Source organism: Paraburkholderia ginsengisoli NBRC 100965 (assembly GCF_000739735.1).
Lineage (GTDB): Bacteria > Pseudomonadota > Gammaproteobacteria > Burkholderiales > Burkholderiaceae > Paraburkholderia > Paraburkholderia ginsengisoli.
Window position 1 is genome coordinate 801,010 of sequence record NZ_BBJF01000004.1, and the last position, 16,094, is coordinate 817,103.

At 64.9% G+C, this 16,094-nt stretch carries 14 protein-coding genes; 6 read left to right on the top strand and 8 right to left on the bottom strand.

The window, feature by feature from the left end; genetic code table 11:
* Window positions 1-271: 271 nt before the first annotated feature.
* Both BGI01S_RS07575 and BGI01S_RS07580 read left to right on the top strand, forming a co-directional pair.
* Complete coding sequence (locus BGI01S_RS07575; protein WP_042323799.1) at window positions 272-868, top strand: ComEA family DNA-binding protein; 597 nt, start codon at window positions 272-274, stop codon at window positions 866-868.
* A 134-nt stretch (window positions 869-1,002) separates the two neighbouring features.
* Window positions 1,003-1,530: a YidB family protein gene (locus BGI01S_RS07580; RefSeq protein WP_409372074.1), complete on the top strand. Its 528-nt coding sequence runs from the start codon at window positions 1,003-1,005 to the stop codon at window positions 1,528-1,530.
* Between the two features lie 142 nt (window positions 1,531-1,672).
* On the opposite strand, the gene clpB is transcribed toward BGI01S_RS07580, so the two are convergent.
* On the bottom strand, window positions 1,673-4,270 hold the full coding sequence (clpB, locus tag BGI01S_RS07585) for an ATP-dependent chaperone ClpB (RefSeq protein ID WP_042323801.1): 2,598 nt from the start codon (window positions 4,268-4,270) through the stop codon (window positions 1,673-1,675).
* Between the two features lie 119 nt (window positions 4,271-4,389).
* Window positions 4,390-4,881, bottom strand: coding sequence for an Rrf2 family transcriptional regulator (locus BGI01S_RS07590; RefSeq protein ID WP_042323803.1), 492 nt, complete (start codon window positions 4,879-4,881; stop codon window positions 4,390-4,392).
* Between the two features lie 311 nt (window positions 4,882-5,192).
* Here BGI01S_RS07590 and BGI01S_RS07595 point away from each other — a divergent pair, with 311 nt between their 5' ends.
* On the top strand, window positions 5,193-5,747 hold the full coding sequence (locus BGI01S_RS07595; protein WP_042323805.1) for a group III truncated hemoglobin: 555 nt from the start codon (window positions 5,193-5,195) through the stop codon (window positions 5,745-5,747).
* A gap of 125 nt (window positions 5,748-5,872) precedes the next feature.
* Here the strand turns inward: BGI01S_RS07595 and moaE are convergent, their stop codons facing one another.
* From moaE to BGI01S_RS07625, 6 genes are all read right to left on the bottom strand, one after another.
* Window positions 5,873-6,349, bottom strand: a complete 477-nt coding sequence (gene moaE / locus BGI01S_RS07600) for a molybdopterin synthase catalytic subunit MoaE (RefSeq protein WP_042323807.1) — start codon at window positions 6,347-6,349, stop codon at window positions 5,873-5,875.
* A gap of 42 nt (window positions 6,350-6,391) precedes the next feature.
* The gene (moaD, locus tag BGI01S_RS07605; protein ID WP_042323809.1) at window positions 6,392-6,649 is read right to left on the bottom strand and encodes a molybdopterin converting factor subunit 1; all 258 of its coding nucleotides are present in this window, start codon (window positions 6,647-6,649) and stop codon (window positions 6,392-6,394) included.
* 34 nt (window positions 6,650-6,683) lie between these two features.
* The gene (locus tag BGI01S_RS07610) at window positions 6,684-7,946 is read right to left on the bottom strand and encodes a molybdopterin molybdotransferase MoeA (protein ID WP_042323811.1); all 1,263 of its coding nucleotides are present in this window, start codon (window positions 7,944-7,946) and stop codon (window positions 6,684-6,686) included.
* 284 nt (window positions 7,947-8,230) lie between these two features.
* Window positions 8,231-9,682, bottom strand: coding sequence for a threonine synthase (gene thrC / locus BGI01S_RS07615; protein ID WP_042323812.1), 1,452 nt, complete (start codon window positions 9,680-9,682; stop codon window positions 8,231-8,233).
* Window positions 9,683-9,689: 7 nt separating this feature from the next.
* Entirely contained in the window at window positions 9,690-11,021 is a 1,332-nt protein-coding gene (locus tag BGI01S_RS07620; RefSeq protein WP_042323814.1) for a homoserine dehydrogenase, read from the bottom strand.
* A gap of 217 nt (window positions 11,022-11,238) precedes the next feature.
* The gene (locus BGI01S_RS07625) at window positions 11,239-12,486 is read right to left on the bottom strand and encodes a pyridoxal phosphate-dependent aminotransferase (protein WP_042323816.1); all 1,248 of its coding nucleotides are present in this window, start codon (window positions 12,484-12,486) and stop codon (window positions 11,239-11,241) included.
* 573 nt (window positions 12,487-13,059) lie between these two features.
* On the opposite strand from BGI01S_RS07625, the gene BGI01S_RS07630 reads away from it, so the two are divergent.
* The 3 genes from BGI01S_RS07630 to BGI01S_RS07640 all read left to right on the top strand — a co-directional run bounded on the left by BGI01S_RS07630 (window position 13,060) and on the right by BGI01S_RS07640 (window position 15,975).
* Entirely contained in the window at window positions 13,060-13,434 is a 375-nt protein-coding gene (locus BGI01S_RS07630; RefSeq protein WP_042323818.1) for an Mth938-like domain-containing protein, read from the top strand.
* A gap of 422 nt (window positions 13,435-13,856) precedes the next feature.
* Window positions 13,857-15,578, top strand: a complete 1,722-nt coding sequence (locus tag BGI01S_RS07635; RefSeq protein WP_042323821.1) for a glycosyltransferase family 39 protein — start codon at window positions 13,857-13,859, stop codon at window positions 15,576-15,578.
* A 25-nt stretch (window positions 15,579-15,603) separates the two neighbouring features.
* A complete protein-coding gene (locus BGI01S_RS07640) occupies window positions 15,604-15,975 on the top strand; it encodes an SMR family transporter (RefSeq protein WP_042323823.1) in 372 nt (123 codons plus the stop codon).
* Window positions 15,976-16,094 lie beyond the last annotated feature (119 nt).

A 16,094-nucleotide genomic window follows, 5' to 3' on the forward strand; every position in this document is an offset into this window, starting at 1 on the left:
TCTAAGTCAAGCGCTCGCCGCTGTCATTTGTCTGCGTTGCGATGTCTTATGGCGAGCGATATTTGATGGATAAACCCACACCAGCCTAAATAGCTCAGCAAAAGGTTTAAATATTGTCCGAGCTGATTTACTTGTCACGAATCGATCGGTATAACTCGTCGGCGTTCGCAAATAGGGCGCGCGATTTGTTCTATGCTTAAGCGCAGCGCCTGCCAACTGGCTGCGTCGTCCGTTCCCGGCTTACTTTTTTGCCCTCAATGGAGTGCTTGCCATGCTGAAGAAGCTTTTAATGCTTTGCGTTGCTCTGGCTTTGTCGCTGTCGGCCGGATTGGCGGCGGCTGTCGAAGTCAATTCCGCCGATCAGGCCGCGCTCGAATCGGTTAAGGGTATCGGTCCGGTCCATGCGAAAGCGATCATCGACGAGCGCACCAAAAACGGCCCGTTCAAGGACGCCGACGATCTCGCCACCCGCGTCAAAGGCATCGGCACCAAGTCGGTCGCGAACCTTGAAGCAGCCGGCCTGACGATCAACGGCTCCGGCGCGCCGCCGACCGGCGCCAAGCCGGCCGCGAAGTCGAGCAGTAGCGCGAGCAGCAAGGCTGCACCGGCAGCCGCGCCCGCAGCAACCACACCGGCCCCGGCTACGACCGCCGCTCCGGCGCCGGCGGCGCCCGCAGAAGCATCGGGCACGAAGGCATCGAAGTCGAAGAAGAAGAGCAAGGCTGCGGCCTCCGAAGCAGCGGCCGCTTCCGCGCCGGCGGCAGCACCCGCGGCCACCGCGCCGGCCGATGCATCCGGCACCAAGGCCTCGAAGAAGAAGGCGAAGAAGAGCAAGGCCGCTTCGGCCGCGGCGGCCTCCGGCGCGTAAGAACGCACAAACAACGCGCAAAGCAAACGCGCAGATCAACGCGCAACGAAGCGGACAACGGCATCGCGAGGCTTTTGGGTAGGCGCATGATGCACGTGACATGCACGTGACATGCGCGCGCCGAAGCCGCCCCGCTGCCGTCCGCCCGCCTATCCACCGCGCCGCGCAACCGCGCGGCGTTTTCACCCGCTGACTCGTCACGCACGAGTCAGCATTCAAGAGAGACCGTCATGAGCCTACTCGACACTATCGGTTCCCTGCTCGGCAAATCCCCCGAAGGCGGTGGTGGCCAGCAAGCACTGATCGCAGCCGCACTCGAATTCGTCAATAACCAGCCGGGCGGCCTGAATGGGCTGATCGAACGCTTCAAGGAAAAGGGCCTCGGCGACGTCGTGACGTCGTGGGTCAGCAACGGCGAGAACCAGCCGATCGCACCGGACGCGCTGCATAGCGTGCTCGGCTCGGACACCGTCGCGAACCTCGCGGCGAAAGCCGGCGTGCAACCGGACCAGGTCACGGGCCTGCTCTCGCAAATTCTGCCGCACGTCGTCAACGCGGCGACGCCCGAAGGCGAAGTGCCGGCCGAAGGCAAGCTCAATGCGACCACCGTGCTCGGCGCGCTGGGCGGCCTGTCGGCGTTGTTCGGCAACAAGAACGCGTAGCGACGCGCGCTGCCTCGCCTGAGCGGGCGCCCGTCGCTCGTCGACAGGGCAAAAGAAAAGCGGCAACGAAGTCACCTTCGTTGCCGCTTTTTTAACGTCCGCGGGCAGGCGGTTCGCTCACCGCCCTACCGCGTTTCGCCGCTTAATGCACGACGCGGTCGAACACCAGCTTGCCGTCTTCCACTTCCACCGGAATCACATCCTTCGGACCGAACTTGCCGGCCAGAATCAGCTTGGCGACCGGGTTTTCGATCTCCTGCTGGATTGCGCGCTTGAGCGGCCGCGCGCCGAACAGCGGATCGTAGCCGACCTTGCCGACATGTTCGAGCGCTTCGTCCGACACCACCAGCTGCATGTCGAGCTTGGCCAGCCGCTCATGCAGACGCTGGAGCTGGATCCGCGCGATCGACTGGATGTTCGAGCGGTCGAGCGCATGGAACACCACGACGTCGTCGATCCGGTTCAGGAACTCGGGCCGGAAGTGCAGCTTCACCTCTTCCCACACCGCGTCCTTGACCGCTTCCTGCGGCTCGCCGACCATCGCCTGGATCACCTGCGAACCGAGGTTCGACGTCATCACGATCACCGTGTTCTTGAAGTCCACGGTACGGCCCTGGCCATCGGTCATGCGGCCGTCGTCGAGCACTTGCAGCAGCACGTTGAACACGTCCGGATGCGCCTTCTCGATTTCGTCGAGCAGGATCACGCTATACGGCTTGCGGCGCACGGCTTCGGTCAGATAGCCGCCTTCCTCGTAACCGACATAGCCCGGCGGCGCACCGATCAAACGCGCGACGCTGTGCTTCTCCATGAATTCGCTCATGTCGATACGGATCAGATGATCTTCCGAATCGAACAGGAACGACGCCAGCGCCTTGCACAGTTCGGTCTTGCCCACGCCGGTCGGTCCGAGGAACAGGAACGAACCATACGGACGGTTCGGATCCGACAGACCCGCGCGCGAGCGGCGGATCGCATCGGCCACCGCACTGATCGCCTCGTCCTGGCCGACCACGCGGTCATGTAGCTTTTCTTCGATCTGCAACAGCTTCTCGCGCTCGCCCTGCATCATCCGCGAGACCGGTATGCCGGTGGAACGCGACACGACCTCCGCGATTTCCTCCGCGCCGACCTGCGTGCGTAACAGGCGCCGACGCTGCGGACTGTTCTGCTCTTCCGCCTCAGCCCGGGTCACTTCCTTCAACTGCGCTTCGAGACCCGGCAGCTTGCCGTACTGCAACTCAGCGACCTTCTCCAGCTTGCCTTCACGTTGCAGGCGTGTGATTTCCGCACGCGTTTTCTCGATCTCTTCCTTCAGCTGCGCACTGCCCTGCACCGCGGCTTTTTCCGCAGTCCAGATTTCGTCGAGGTCCGAATATTCGCGATTCAAACGCTCGATTTCTTCTTCGATCAGTTGCAGACGCTTTTGCGACGCTTCGTCCTTTTCCTTCTTCACGGCTTCGCGTTCGATCTTCAACTGGATCAGACGCCGGTCGAGCCGGTCCATCTCTTCCGGCTTCGAGTCGATTTCCATCTTGATCTTCGACGCGGCTTCGTCGATCAGATCGATCGCCTTGTCCGGCAGGAAACGATCCGTGATGTAGCGATGCGACAACTCGGCGGCCGCGACGATCGCCGGGTCGGTGATGTCGACGCCGTGATGCAGCTCGTACTTCTCCTGCAGACCGCGCAGGATCGCGATGGTCGCCTCCACCGACGGCTCATCGACCAGCACCTTCTGGAAGCGGCGCTCCAGCGCGGCGTCCTTCTCGATGTACTTGCGGTATTCGTCCAGCGTGGTCGCGCCGACGCAATGCAGTTCGCCGCGCGAGAGCGCCGGCTTGAGCATGTTGCCCGCGTCCATCGCGCCTTCGGCCTTGCCCGCACCAACCATCGTGTGGATTTCGTCGATGAAGACGATGGTCTGGCCTTCGTCCTTCGCGATGTCGCTCAGCACGGCCTTCAGCCGCTCTTCGAACTCGCCGCGATATTTCGCGCCCGCCAGCAGCGCGGCCATGTCGAGCGAGAGGACGCGCTTGCCCTTGAGCGTCTCCGGCACTTCGCCGTTGACGATGCGCTGCGCGAGCCCTTCGACGATCGCGGTCTTGCCCACGCCCGGCTCGCCGATCAGCACCGGATTGTTCTTGGTACGGCGTTGCAGGATCTGGATCGAACGGCGGATTTCGTCGTCGCGGCCAATCACCGGGTCGAGCTTGCCGGCCCGCGCGCGCTCGGTCAGGTCGACGGTGTACTTCTTCAACGCTTCGCGCTGGCTTTCGGCGTCCTGGCTATGCACTTGCGAACCGCCACGCACGGCCGCGATCGCGCTTTCGAGCGACTTGCGCGACAAGCCGTGCTGACGCGCGAGGCGGCCGGCTTCGCCCTTGTCGTCCGCGATCGCGAGCAGGAACATCTCGCTCGCGATGAACGTGTCGTTGAGCTTCTGCGCTTCCTTGTCCGCCTGATTCAACAAGCCGGTCAGCTCGCGGCCGATCTGCACGTTGCCGTCGGTGCCTTGCACCTGCGGCAGCCGCGTCATCGCGTCGTTGAGCGCCGTTTGCAGCGGCTGCACGTGCACGCCGGCACGCGACAGCAGCGAGCGCGCCGATCCGTCCTGCTGGGCGACGAGCGCCGACAGCACGTGAACCGGCTCGATGTATTGATTGTCATGGCCGACGGCCAGACTCTGCGCATCCGCGAGCGCTTCCTGGAATTTAGTGGTGAGTTTGTCGATTCTCATCAAGAGACCTCCAATTTCGATTACCACCAAAATGAGGCGTTTTATTCAGGTTTCAAGGCACTTTTTGCGCTCAACCGTAACTATTTAACATTTGAGCGAAACAACTATCCGGGCCCGATTCAGGCCGACGGCGCGGCCGCCGCTGCGACCGGCACGATCGGAATCGCGCCGTCCATACCTAGCAACGCGGCCAGCGCGCCCTTCGGCTGCGTGACTTCGCCGATCGTGTGGCGGTCGAGTTCGGCGAGAAAGGCATTGCCCGCCGCCTGCAGCGCCGCGCGCAGACGGCACTGCGGCGAGATCACGCACGGCCGGCGCTGGCCCTGCTGGTCGGGCAGACAGGCCACCAGCGCGAAGTCGCTTTCGGTTGCGCGGACCACCTCGCCCACGGTCAGCGCGTGGGTGTGCGCCGCACATCGCAGGCCGCCGTTGCGACCGCGCACGGTCTCGACCCAGCCCCGCTCGGCAAGTTGCTGCACTACTTTCATCAAATGATTCTTCGAGATGCCGTACGCCTGCGAGATGTCCTGGATCGTCGACAGCGCGTCGCCGCGCACCGCCAGGTACAGCAGGACGCGTAGTGAGTAATCCGTATAATCGGTCAGTCTCATAGGTGCGGGTATCACGATAGGCGCAGGCCGCGATCCTGGGAGATAACCGCGTCGATGCAAGGGTTGCCGGTGGCCGCCGCTTCACCCTAAGATGCGGGCAACACGCAGGTTCGATGATCTGCGTCGACAGGCGGCGTTCGTCTACGGTTGTAATGGTAGCTTTTCCGGCACCGACCATTCGTGCGAAAAGCGGGGTAATCGCCACCCACTTCCTTTTGCACACCCGCTCGACTCTCCTCGACGCCGTTGCCTGCCGCCAGTGGCGCCGCGTCACGAGCCGCCCTTCGCAGCCGCCTTTTTCTGGAATCCGTATGAATCCATCTTTCCCCGCCGCGCCCGTGGTCGAGCGCGCCGCCGAGCCCACCGAGGCGAATATCCGCGATCTCGTCTACGGCTTTTATGACCGCGTGCGCGCCGATCCGCTACTCGGGCCCGTCTTCGACGCCACACTGGCGGGCCGCTGGGACGATCATCTACCGAAAATGTGCACGTTCTGGGGCAGCCTCGTGCTGGGCGCGAAGCAGTATCGCGGCAACGTGCAGCAAGCGCATCAGCCGCTCGACGGCATCGAGCCGCAGCACTTCAGCCGCTGGCTGTATCTGTTTCTGGATACGGTGGAGTCGCGCTATCAACCGGCCGCCGCGGTCCGCTTCATGGAACCGGCGCTGCGCATCGCACAGAGCCTGCAGTTGACCCGCTTCGGCTGGGATTACAAGATTCCGGCCGAGCAGCAGGCGCTGCTGGAACGCGTCGCGCCGAAACGGCGTCCGCGTGATGACGACGACGCCGCTCATCCGGCCCCTCCCGCACGTCCGGCTGGCGAGCCGTTTCCGGCGCGGATCATTGGGCGGACGGGGGACGATTGAGTGCGGCTTGAGGAGGCACGCGCCCGAGGTTCCGGGCACGGCGACAAAGGCTCCGGGCGACCTGCTGCGCCTAAAGCGCGCCACGCTGTACGCAGTTCAGGCGGCCACCTGACGCGCGCCGGCCGCTAGTCTTGCGCCTGTTTCCCGGGCTCGACGTGCCAACGTGCCAGCGCGGCGTCGTCGGTGACGCGGGCGTCGACCCAGCGCTCGCCGGCCTCCGTCTTCTCCTTCTTCCAGAACGGCGCCTGGGTCTTCAGATAATCCATCACGAACTCGCACGACGCGAACGCGTCGCCGCGGTGCGCGGCCGTCGTCGCCACTAGCACGATCTGGTCGAGCGGATAGAGCTTGCCGACGCGGTGCACGATCAGCACCTCGATGCCCGGCCACCGCTCGCGCGCGCTCACGACGATCGCGTCCAGCGACTTCTCCGTCATGCCGGGGTAATGCTCGAGCTCCATCGTTTCGACGGTGCTGCCCTCGTTCAGATCGCGCACGGTGCCGACGAAACACGCGACCGCGCCGATCTTCGGATTGCGCGCGCGCAACGCGGCCAGCTCGGTGGTGAGGTCGAAGTCTTCGGTCTGGACACGAACGGGCATCGGCGGCTCCTGGGCAGTTGGGCAGGTGAGCGACGGCGGGGCCTAGCCGCCGGTGACGGGCGGGAAGAACGCGACTTCACAGCCGTCGGTGATACGGGTGCCGGCGTCGGTCATCACGTGGTTGCAGGCCATGCGCAGCGCACGGCCTTCGGCGAGCGTGTCGGCCCAGATGCCGCCGCGCACGCGCAGCCACGCGCGCACATCGCCGACGGTCGCAATGCCGTCGGGCAGGTCGACGGTTTCGTCGGACCGGTTGAGCGCTTCACGCACGCTCGCAAAATAGCGGAGTTCAATTTTCATCGGGATGTCGCCGGTCTGGCATGCAGCGCCGGCCTCAGCTCAGCAATTCGGAAAAGGGGATGAAGCGCACGGTCTCGCCGGCGCTGATCGCGTGGTTCGGCGGATTGTCGATCAGGCCGTCGCCCCACACGGTCGACGTCAGCACGGCCGAGCTCTGATTCGGAAACAGATCGAGGCCGCCTGCCTCGTTGATGCGCGCGCGCAGGAACTCGTTGCGGCGGTCGGCCTTGGGCTGCGTGAAGTCCGCGCGCAGCGACAGCGTGCGCGGCGCGACCGTCTGCATGCCGGCCAAACGCAGCACGAACGGACGCACGAACAGCAGGAAGGTCGCGAAGCTGGAGACCGGGTTGCCCGGCAAGCCGATGAAGAATGTTTCGGCCGTTGCCGAGGTTTCACTTTCAGCTTTAGCCTCGGCGTCGCCCTGCTCCCGCGCCGCCGCGCGCCGCACCGCGCCGAACGCGAGCGGCTTGCCCGGCTTCATCGCGATCTGCCACATCGACAGACGCCCTTCGGCTTCGACGGCCGGCTTCACGTGATCTTCCTCGCCCACCGATACGCCACCGCACGTCAGGATCAGATCATGCGCCACGGCGGCTTCGCGCAGCGTCGCGCGGGTCGCCGCAAGCTGATCGGCGACGATGCCGTAGTCGGTCACTTCGCAGCCGAGCTTCTCCAGCAGACCGCGCAGCGTGAATCGATTCGAGTTGTAGATCGCGCCGGGTTTGAGCGGCTCGCCCGGCATCGTCAGTTCGTCGCCGGTGAAGAACACGGCGACCTTCACGCGGCGGCGCACCTGGAGCACCGCGCAGCCGACCGATGCCGCCAGCCCCAGTGCCTGCGGCGAGAGCCGCGTGCCGGCCGGCAGGATGATCGAGCCACTACGGATGTCCGCACCCTGCGCGGTGATCCATTCGCCGGGTTGCGCATTGTGGAGGATCGTGACGGCGTCGCCGGCGGCTTCGGTTTGCTCCTGCATCACGATTGCGTCAGCGCCGGGCGGCACCGTCGCGCCGGTGAAGATGCGCGCCGCGGTGCCGGGCTGCAACGGCGCGGGCGCATGGCCGGCCGGAATGCGTTGCGAGACCGGCAAGCGGCTCGCGCCGTCGCGTGCGAGGTCGGCGGTGCGGATCGCGTAGCCGTCCATCGCGCTGGTGTTCATCGGCGGGACGTCGAGCGGCGACGTGACATCGGCGGACAGGACCCGGTTCAGCGCGTCCAGTGTGGGGATCGATTCGGTGCCGGCGATCGGGCGCGCGGCGCCAAGCAGGGTCGCCAACGCATCGGCAGTGGCGAGCATCGGAGCGCGGGGCGTTGGTGTGGACATCACTGGTTTCGAAGCCGCGGATTAAAAGAGCATTGTAGCGGTCGATGGCGTCGGCCTGGGTGGCCGCGCGCGAGGTGAGATTTTGCTTTTTTTGCGCGCACGCCGGACTTCGTGGCAAGCGCGCTTTTGCTTCACTTTTGCAGCGGGCTGTCGACGCAAGCCGGCGTAAGAGCGCGGAACATCGACATACGCTCGAGGTGTAGCGGTTCGTTCGGGCGATGCTGCGTGAGCCACCGGCTCACACAGCAAACCAACACTTACTCGCCCGTATTCGCGACGATGAAATCCTTCACGCGCTGCGCATCCGCCGGCAGCACTTCGAAGCGCTGCGGCAGCGACTCCAGCCCCGAGAACGCCGCCGGCCGCTCCGGTTCGCGCAACAGCGCTTCGCGGATCGTCTCGCCGAACTTGATCGGTTGCGCGGTCTCCAGCACGATCATCGGAATGCCCGCTTGCAGATGCTCGCGCGCGACCTTCAGGCCGTCGGCCGTGTGCGTGTCGATCATCGTGTCGTAACGCTCGAAGACGTCGCGAATCGTCTCTACGCGGCTGTCATGGCTGCTGCGGCCCGACACGAAACCGAACTCCTTCACGCGTGCGAAATCGCCGCTCGCCGCGAGGTCGAAACCGCCCTTCTCCTCGACATCGCGGAACAGTTGCAACACGCGCGCCGGATCGCGGCCGAGCAGATCGAACACGAAACGCTCGAAGTTCGACGCCTTCGAAATGTCCATGCTCGGGCTGCTCGTGTGATACGTCTCGGCCGCCTTGCGCACGCGGTAGATGCCGGTGCGGAAGAACTCGTCGAGCACGTCGTTTTCATTGGTGGCGACCACCAGCTTCTCGATCGGCAGACCCATCATGCGCGCGATGTGACCCGCGCAGACGTTGCCGAAGTTGCCCGACGGCACCGTGAACGACACGCGCTGGTCGTTCGACTTCGTGGCCGCGAAATAGCCCTTGAAGTAGTACACGACCTGCGCGACGACGCGCGCCCAGTTGATCGAGTTGACCGTGCCGATCTTGTGCTTCGCCTTGAACGTGTGATCGTTCGACACGGCCTTCACGATGTCCTGCGCGTCGTCGAACACGCCTTCGACGGCGATGTTGAAAATGTTCGGGTCCTGCAGGCTGTACATCTGCGCGGTCTGGAACGCGCTCATCTTCTTGTGCGGCGACAGCATGAACACGCGGATGCCTTTCTTGCCGCGCATCGCGTATTCGGCGGCGCTGCCGGTGTCGCCCGAAGTCGCGCCGAGAATGTTCAGCGTCTCGCCGTTTTTGGCCAGTGCGTACTCGAACAGGTTGCCGATCAACTGCATCGCCATGTCCTTGAACGCGAGCGTCGGACCGTTCGACAGTTCCAGCAGCGACAGTGGCGCACCGCTCTCGACGCCAAGCGTTTTCAGCGGCGTGATCTGCGCGGCGCTTTCGTCGTCGCGCACGTTGCAGTAGGTCGCGGCCGTGTAGGTCTTGCGCGTGAGCGCGCGCAGATCTTCGGCGGGAATGTCGTCGCTGAATTTCGACAGGATCTCAAAGGCGAGATCCGCGTACGGCAGCGTGCGCCAGCGCGTCAGTTCGTCGGCGGTGACGCGCGGATAGACCGCGGGCAAATACAGGCCGCCGTCTTTCGCGAGACCGCCCAGCAGGATGTCCGAAAAGGTGTGGCGCTCGCCGGCTCCGGCGCCGCGCGTGGAGAGGTAGTTCATAGTGGGCCTAGTTCAGCGCTTCCATGCGCAGCTTCGTGACTTGCGAGACAACGGTCTTCAGCGCTTCGATCGTTTTGATCGCGGCGTTGACGTGCTTTTCGACCGTTTCGTGCGTGATCAGGATGATGTCGGTTTCGCCCTTGCCGTTCGCGTCGACCTGCTCCGATTCCTTCTGCAGCAGCGCGTCGATCGAGATGCCGGTGTCGGCCAGAATGCGCGTGATGTCGGCCAGCACGCCGGTTACGTCCGCGACCCGCAGACGCAGGTAGTAGCCGCTCGTCACTTCGTCGATCGGCAGGATCGGCGTGTTCGACAGGCTGTCCGGCTGGAACGCGAGATGCGGCACGCGATGTTCCGGATCGGCCGTATGCAGGCGCGTCACGTCGACCAGATCGGCCACGACGGCGGAGGCCGTCGGCTCCGCGCCCGCACCCTTGCCGTAGTACAGCGTGGTGCCGACCGCGTCGCCGTGCACGACGACCGCGTTCATCGCGCCTTCCACGTTTGCGAGCAGGCGCTTTTCCGGAATCAGCGTGGGATGTACACGCAGTTCGATGCCCTTCTCCGCGCGCCGCGCGATGCCGAGCAGCTTGATGCGATAGCCGAGTTCCTCGGCGTACTTGATGTCGATTGCGTCGAGCTTGCTGATGCCTTCGACGAACGCCTTGTCGAACTGCACCGGCACGCCGAACGCGATCGCGCTCATGATGGTCGCCTTGTGCGCGGCGTCGACGCCTTCGATGTCGAAGGTCGGATCGGCTTCGGCGTAGCCCAGTTCCTGCGCGGCCTTCAGCGCGGTCGCGAAGTCGAGCCCGCGGTCGCGCATCTCCGAGAGAATGTAGTTCGTGGTGCCGTTGATGATGCCCGCGATGTACTGGATGCGATTGGCCGTCAGTCCTTCGCGCAGCGCCTTGATGATCGGAATGCCGCCCGCTACCGCCGCCTCGAACGACACCATCACGCCGTTGGCGCGCGCCGCTTCGAAGATCTCCGTGCCGTGCACCGCGAGCAGCGCCTTGTTGGCGGTGACCACGTGCTTGCGGTTGCGAATCGCGCGCAGTACGAGTTCGCGCGCCACGCCGGTGCCGCCGATCATTTCGGCCACGATATCGATCGACGGGTCGTCGACCACCGCGTTGAAGTCATCGGTCAGCGCGACCGTGCCGGCTTCGCTGCCGAGCGCGGCTGTCGCCTTGGCGGGATTGCGCACGGCGATGCGCGCAATCTCGATGCCGCGGCCCGCGCGACGTTTGATTTCTTCCTGATTGCGGCGCAGTACCGTGAAGGTGCCGCTGCCTACCGTGCCGAAGCCCAGCAGTCCAACTTTGATCGGTTCCATGCAGCGTGTGTTTTCGAGTAGGTGATTAAAAAAAGTGGCCCCAACCTTGACGCTTCGCGCCAGCCCCCGAGGGGTGATCCCCCAAGGGACTTCCTTCAGGGCGGAAAACTGGGGGCGGCCCGGCGTTTTCTCACGAAGGGAAACGGATGTCGGCGTGGCGCTCTGCACGACACGCTGTGCGGCGGCGTGCCGTGCGCCACATTGTGCGCCAGCCCGCTCAGCTTGTATGACGCTTGCGGTAGCCGTCGAGGAAGCGCGCGATCCGGTTGATCGAATCCGCGAGGTCGTCCACGTTCGGCAGGAACACGACGCGGAAATGATCCGGCGTCTTCCAGTTGAAGCCCGTGCCCTGCACCAGCAGCACGCGCTCTTCGAGCAGCAGGTCGAGGATGAACTGCTGGTCGTCCTTGATCGGATACACCTTCGGATCGAGGCGCGGGAACATGTACAGCGCCGCTTCGGGTTTCACGCAGCTCACGCCGGGAATCGCCGTCAGCATGTCATACGCGAGTTCGCGCTGTTTGTACAGGCGCCCGCTCGGCACGATCAGGTCGTTGATGCTCTGATAGCCGCCGAGCGCGGTCTGGATCGCGTACTGACCGGGCACGTTCGGGCACAGGCGCATCGACGCGAGGATGCCGAGCCCTTCGAAATAGTCCTTACCGTTGCGGCGGTTCTCGCCGGTCAGGCCCGAGATGAACATCCAGCCGGCGCGGTAGCCGCACGAGCGGTAGCTCTTCGACAGGCTGTTGAACGTGACGGTGAGCACGTCCTCCGAGAGCGCCGCCATCGACGTATGGGTCTTGCCGTCGTACACGATCTTGTCGTAGACCTCGTCGGCGAAGATCACGAGGCCGTGCTGGCGGGCAATGTCGATCAGCCCGAGCAGCAGTTCGTCCGAGTACAGCGCGCCGGTCGGGTTGTTCGGGTTGATGACGACGAGCGCGCGCGTGTTCGGCGTGATCTTCGCGCGGATGTCGTCGAGATCGGGCATCCAGCGGTTCGATTCGTCGCAGATGTAATGCACCGGCGTGCCGCCCGAGAGGCTCACGCCGGCGGTCCACAGCGGATAGTCGGGCGCGGGCAGCAGCACTTCGTCGCCGTCGTTTAGCAGCCCCTGCAGCGCCATCACGATCAGCTCCGACGCGCCGTTGCCGATGTAGATGTCGTCCAGCTCGACGCCGTGCACGCCCTTTTGCTGCGTGTAATGCATGATCGCCTTGCGCGCGGCGAACACGCCCTTGGAGTCCGAGTAGCCGGACGAACCCGGCAGGTTCAGGATCATGTCCTGAATGATTTCGTCCGGCGCTTCGAAGCCGAACGGCGCGAGGTTGCCGATGTTCAGCTTGATGATGCGATGGCCCTCTTCTTCGAGCCGCTTCGCATGTTCGAGGACGGGCCCGCGAATGTCGTAGCAGACATTCAACAACTTGTTGGATTTGAGGATCGGTTTCACGACGGGCACTTCATCCTGGTTGATGGCTGGGGCGGGACTGCCACGGGCTGACGACGTCAGGTCGGGCGAGTATCGCCGATACGGGGAATTTCGGAACGCGCAGCGCCGGCGACGGCCGCAGGCGCAGATCGAGCTGCCGCTGCGTGTGCCGCCGACGCGCTGTTCGGCGCGCTTGCGCCACTGCGTCGCTCGCGGCGTCTTCCGGCACTTTACCCGCCACCGTTAGCGCGCCGGGCGGCGGATTGCGCCGGCACAGCAGCAAAACGGGCAAAAACATGGCAAAACGGGCGAAAACCCGGCGAAAGCGGGCAAAACCAAGGCAGGTAGCCGGTGAATGGCGCCAGCGAACTCAGGGCGGCTTGTGGCGACACATGAGCGAAGGGCGCCGCTAGGCGGCTAAAAAGTTATAATTTAGCGGATTTTGGCCGACTTCCGCAATGCACCAACTGCAACGGCAAGCCTTTTCGGCCCCTTCTTCTTTTTGGCCCCTTGTGTCCACTCGCGTCGAACCGGCCTGCTTGCGCTGCATCCAACCAGGCCGCCCACACGCATGATGTCTCACGACGACTTCGGAAAACCAATTTGAAATTACATCAGGATTCCAGCGGCGCCCTCAACACCGTCACCGGCTACGGCGCCGACTATGTCGAAATCAACGCGGTCCGCCATTCGGGCAGCCTTCTCGTGCTGCCGGAGGCGCCGGTCATCCCCTGGCCGGTCTCGTCTTTCGACCAGCTGAGCGCCGAGCACTTTGCGATGCTGATCGACGCCGCGCCCGAAGTGGTCGTGTTCGGCAGCGGCGAGCGGCTGCGCTTCCCGCATCCGCGACTGACCGCCGCGCTCACTGCGAAGCGCATCGGCGTCGAGACGATGGACTTCAAGGCCGCCTGCCGCACCTACAACATTCTGATGGCCGAGGGCCGCAAGGTCGCGGCTGCGTTGCTGATCGAGGCGTAGGCCCGGCGCGCGGTGATGCGCAAGCGCGGCGGCCGAGCCGTTCGCCACGGCCGGGCCTGGCGCGCCCGGGCGCGCGACGGTGCGATGGCGGCACGCCGCCGCGCCGGTCCCGAACCGGCGTCCGGTTGGAGCGCCCATTCCCGCACCCTCGCCGCGTCACGGCCGATCACGTACACTGCGCGCCATCGGCGTGGCGCCAGCAAGCCGGACCGGGTCGCGCGCGTCGCGCAGTGCCGCCGTGAGCGCATCGGCAGACACCCCGGCGAGTGTCGCCGCGACTGGCCACCGGACGCCGCGCCCGGCGCGGCGCCGCGCATCGCCACGCAGCACCCCGCGAATGGCGCGTCCGCCGGCAACCGGTCGCCATTTCCAGACAACACCGCTTCGCCGCCCCCGCGGTGTCGCCCAACAGGTTGAAATTCATGAACGATACGCCGTCGAGGCTACCGCTCAATCGCACCACGATCCTGCTGCTGGTGCTGGCTCTTGCCGTGATCTGGTTCGTGCCGCTCGGCTGGCGCCACCTTTTGCCCAGCGACGAAGGCCGCTACGCTGAAATGGCCCGCGAGATGTTCGTGACTGGCGACTGGATCACCCCCCGCTACAACGCCTACAAGTATTTCGAGAAGCCGCCGCTGCAGACCTGGGCGAACGCGCTCACGTTCGCGTGGTTCGGCATCGGCGAATGGCAGGCGCGGCTCTACACCGCGCTGACGGGCTTCGCCGGCGTGCTGCTGGTCGGCTTCACCGGCGCGCGCGTGTTCAACACGGCGACCGGCGTGTTCGCTGCGATCGTGCTCGCGTGCTCGCCGTACTGGAATCTGATGGGCCACTTCAACACGCTCGACATGGGCCTGTCGTTCTGGATGGCGCTGACGCTGTGCGCGCTGCTGCTCGCGCAGCGCCCCAACCTGCCGACCGCGTGCGTGCGCGGCTGGATGTGGGTGTGCTGGGGTGCGATGGCGCTGGCGGTGCTGTCCAAGGGACTGGTCGGCGTGATCCTGCCGGGCGCGGTGCTGGTGCTGTACACGCTGGTCGCGCGCGACTGGGCGCTGTGGAAGCGCCTGCATCTGATCGGCGGCCTGATCGTGTTCTTCGCGATCGTCACGCCGTGGTTCGTGCTGGTGCAGCAACGCAATCCCGAATTCCTGAACTTTTTCTTCATCGTCCAGCAGTTCAAGCGCTATCTGACGCCCGAGCAGAACCGGCCCGGCCCGTTCTACTATTTCGTGCCGGTGCTGCTGGTCGGCTTTCTGCCCTGGCTTTCGGTGACGCTGCAAAGCGTGCGCCATGCATGGCGCCAGCCGCGCCAGCCGAACGGCTTCGCGCCGGTCACGCTGATGCTCGTGTGGACCGGGTTCATCTTCCTGTTCTTCAGCGCGTCGCATTCGAAGCTGCTGTCCTACACGCTGCCGATCGCCCCGCCCATCGCGCTGCTGATCGGCATGTACCTGCCGCTCGTCACGCGCGACCAGTTGCGCCGCCATCTGGCCGGCTATGCGCTGTTTCTGGTGGTCGCCGCGTTCGCCGCGCTGTTCATGGCGCGGCTGGGCAGCGCGCGCAATCCGACCGAGCTGTATGTCGAGTACCGCAGTTGGGTGCTGGGCGCGCTCGGCGTCGCGTTCGCGATGACGCTCGGCGCGCTGTGGCTGAACCGCCGCAGCCGCAGCGGCAGCCTCGGCGCGATCGCCTGCTTCGGCGCGGCGTGGCTGCTGCTCGGCACGATCGCCGGCACGGGTCACGACGTGTTCGGCCGCCTCAGTTCCGGCGCGCCGCTCGCGCCCGCGATCAAGGCGCAGCTCGCGAAGCTGCCGGCCGATACGCCGTTCTATTCGGTCGGCGTGCTCGATCACACGCTGCCGTTCTACATCGACCACACGATGATCATGGTCGAGCATCCCGACGAACTGGCGTTCGGCGTGTCGGTCGAGCCGCAGAAGTGGCTGCCGTCCGTCGACGCGTGGATCGAACGCTGGAAGTCCGACCGCTACGCGCTCGCGCTGATTCCGCCGCCGACCTACGACCGCCTGCTGAAGGAAGGCGTGCCGATGCAGGTAGTCGCGCGCGACTCACGCCGGGTGGTGGTGATGAAGCCGCTCGCGGCCACCGACGCCCAGCCGCCCGTGGAAAAAGCACAACAATGACCCCATCTCAGCACTGAACCGTTCGATGAACCCGATTTCCCTCATTTGCATCCTCGCCGGCGTGACGTTGAACGCCGGCGCGCAGTTGCTGCTCAAAGCCGGCACGAATGCCGTTGGACACTTCGAATTCACCCGTGCGAACATCCTGCCCATCGGTTTCAGGCTCGCGACCCAGTTGCCGATCATCGGCGGGCTCGCATGCTACGTGATCAGCGTGGTCGTGTGGGTGGTGGGACTGTCGCGGGTGGACGTGTCGATCGCCTATCCGATGCTGTCGCTGGGCTACGTCGTCAACGCGTTCGCCGCGTGGTATCTGTTCGGCGAGGTGCTGTCGATGCAGAAGATGATCGGGATCGGCGTCATCCTGATCGGCGTGTTGATCCTCGCTCGCAGCTAGACGCAAGCCTTGGGCGGCGTCTGGTGGTCGCTCGCGGACACCTTTTATTACCGTTTGGCGCCCGCCGAAGAGTGGCGCCCCGGCCGGAACGAGATACCGTAAGCGAAGCCCTCGGACCG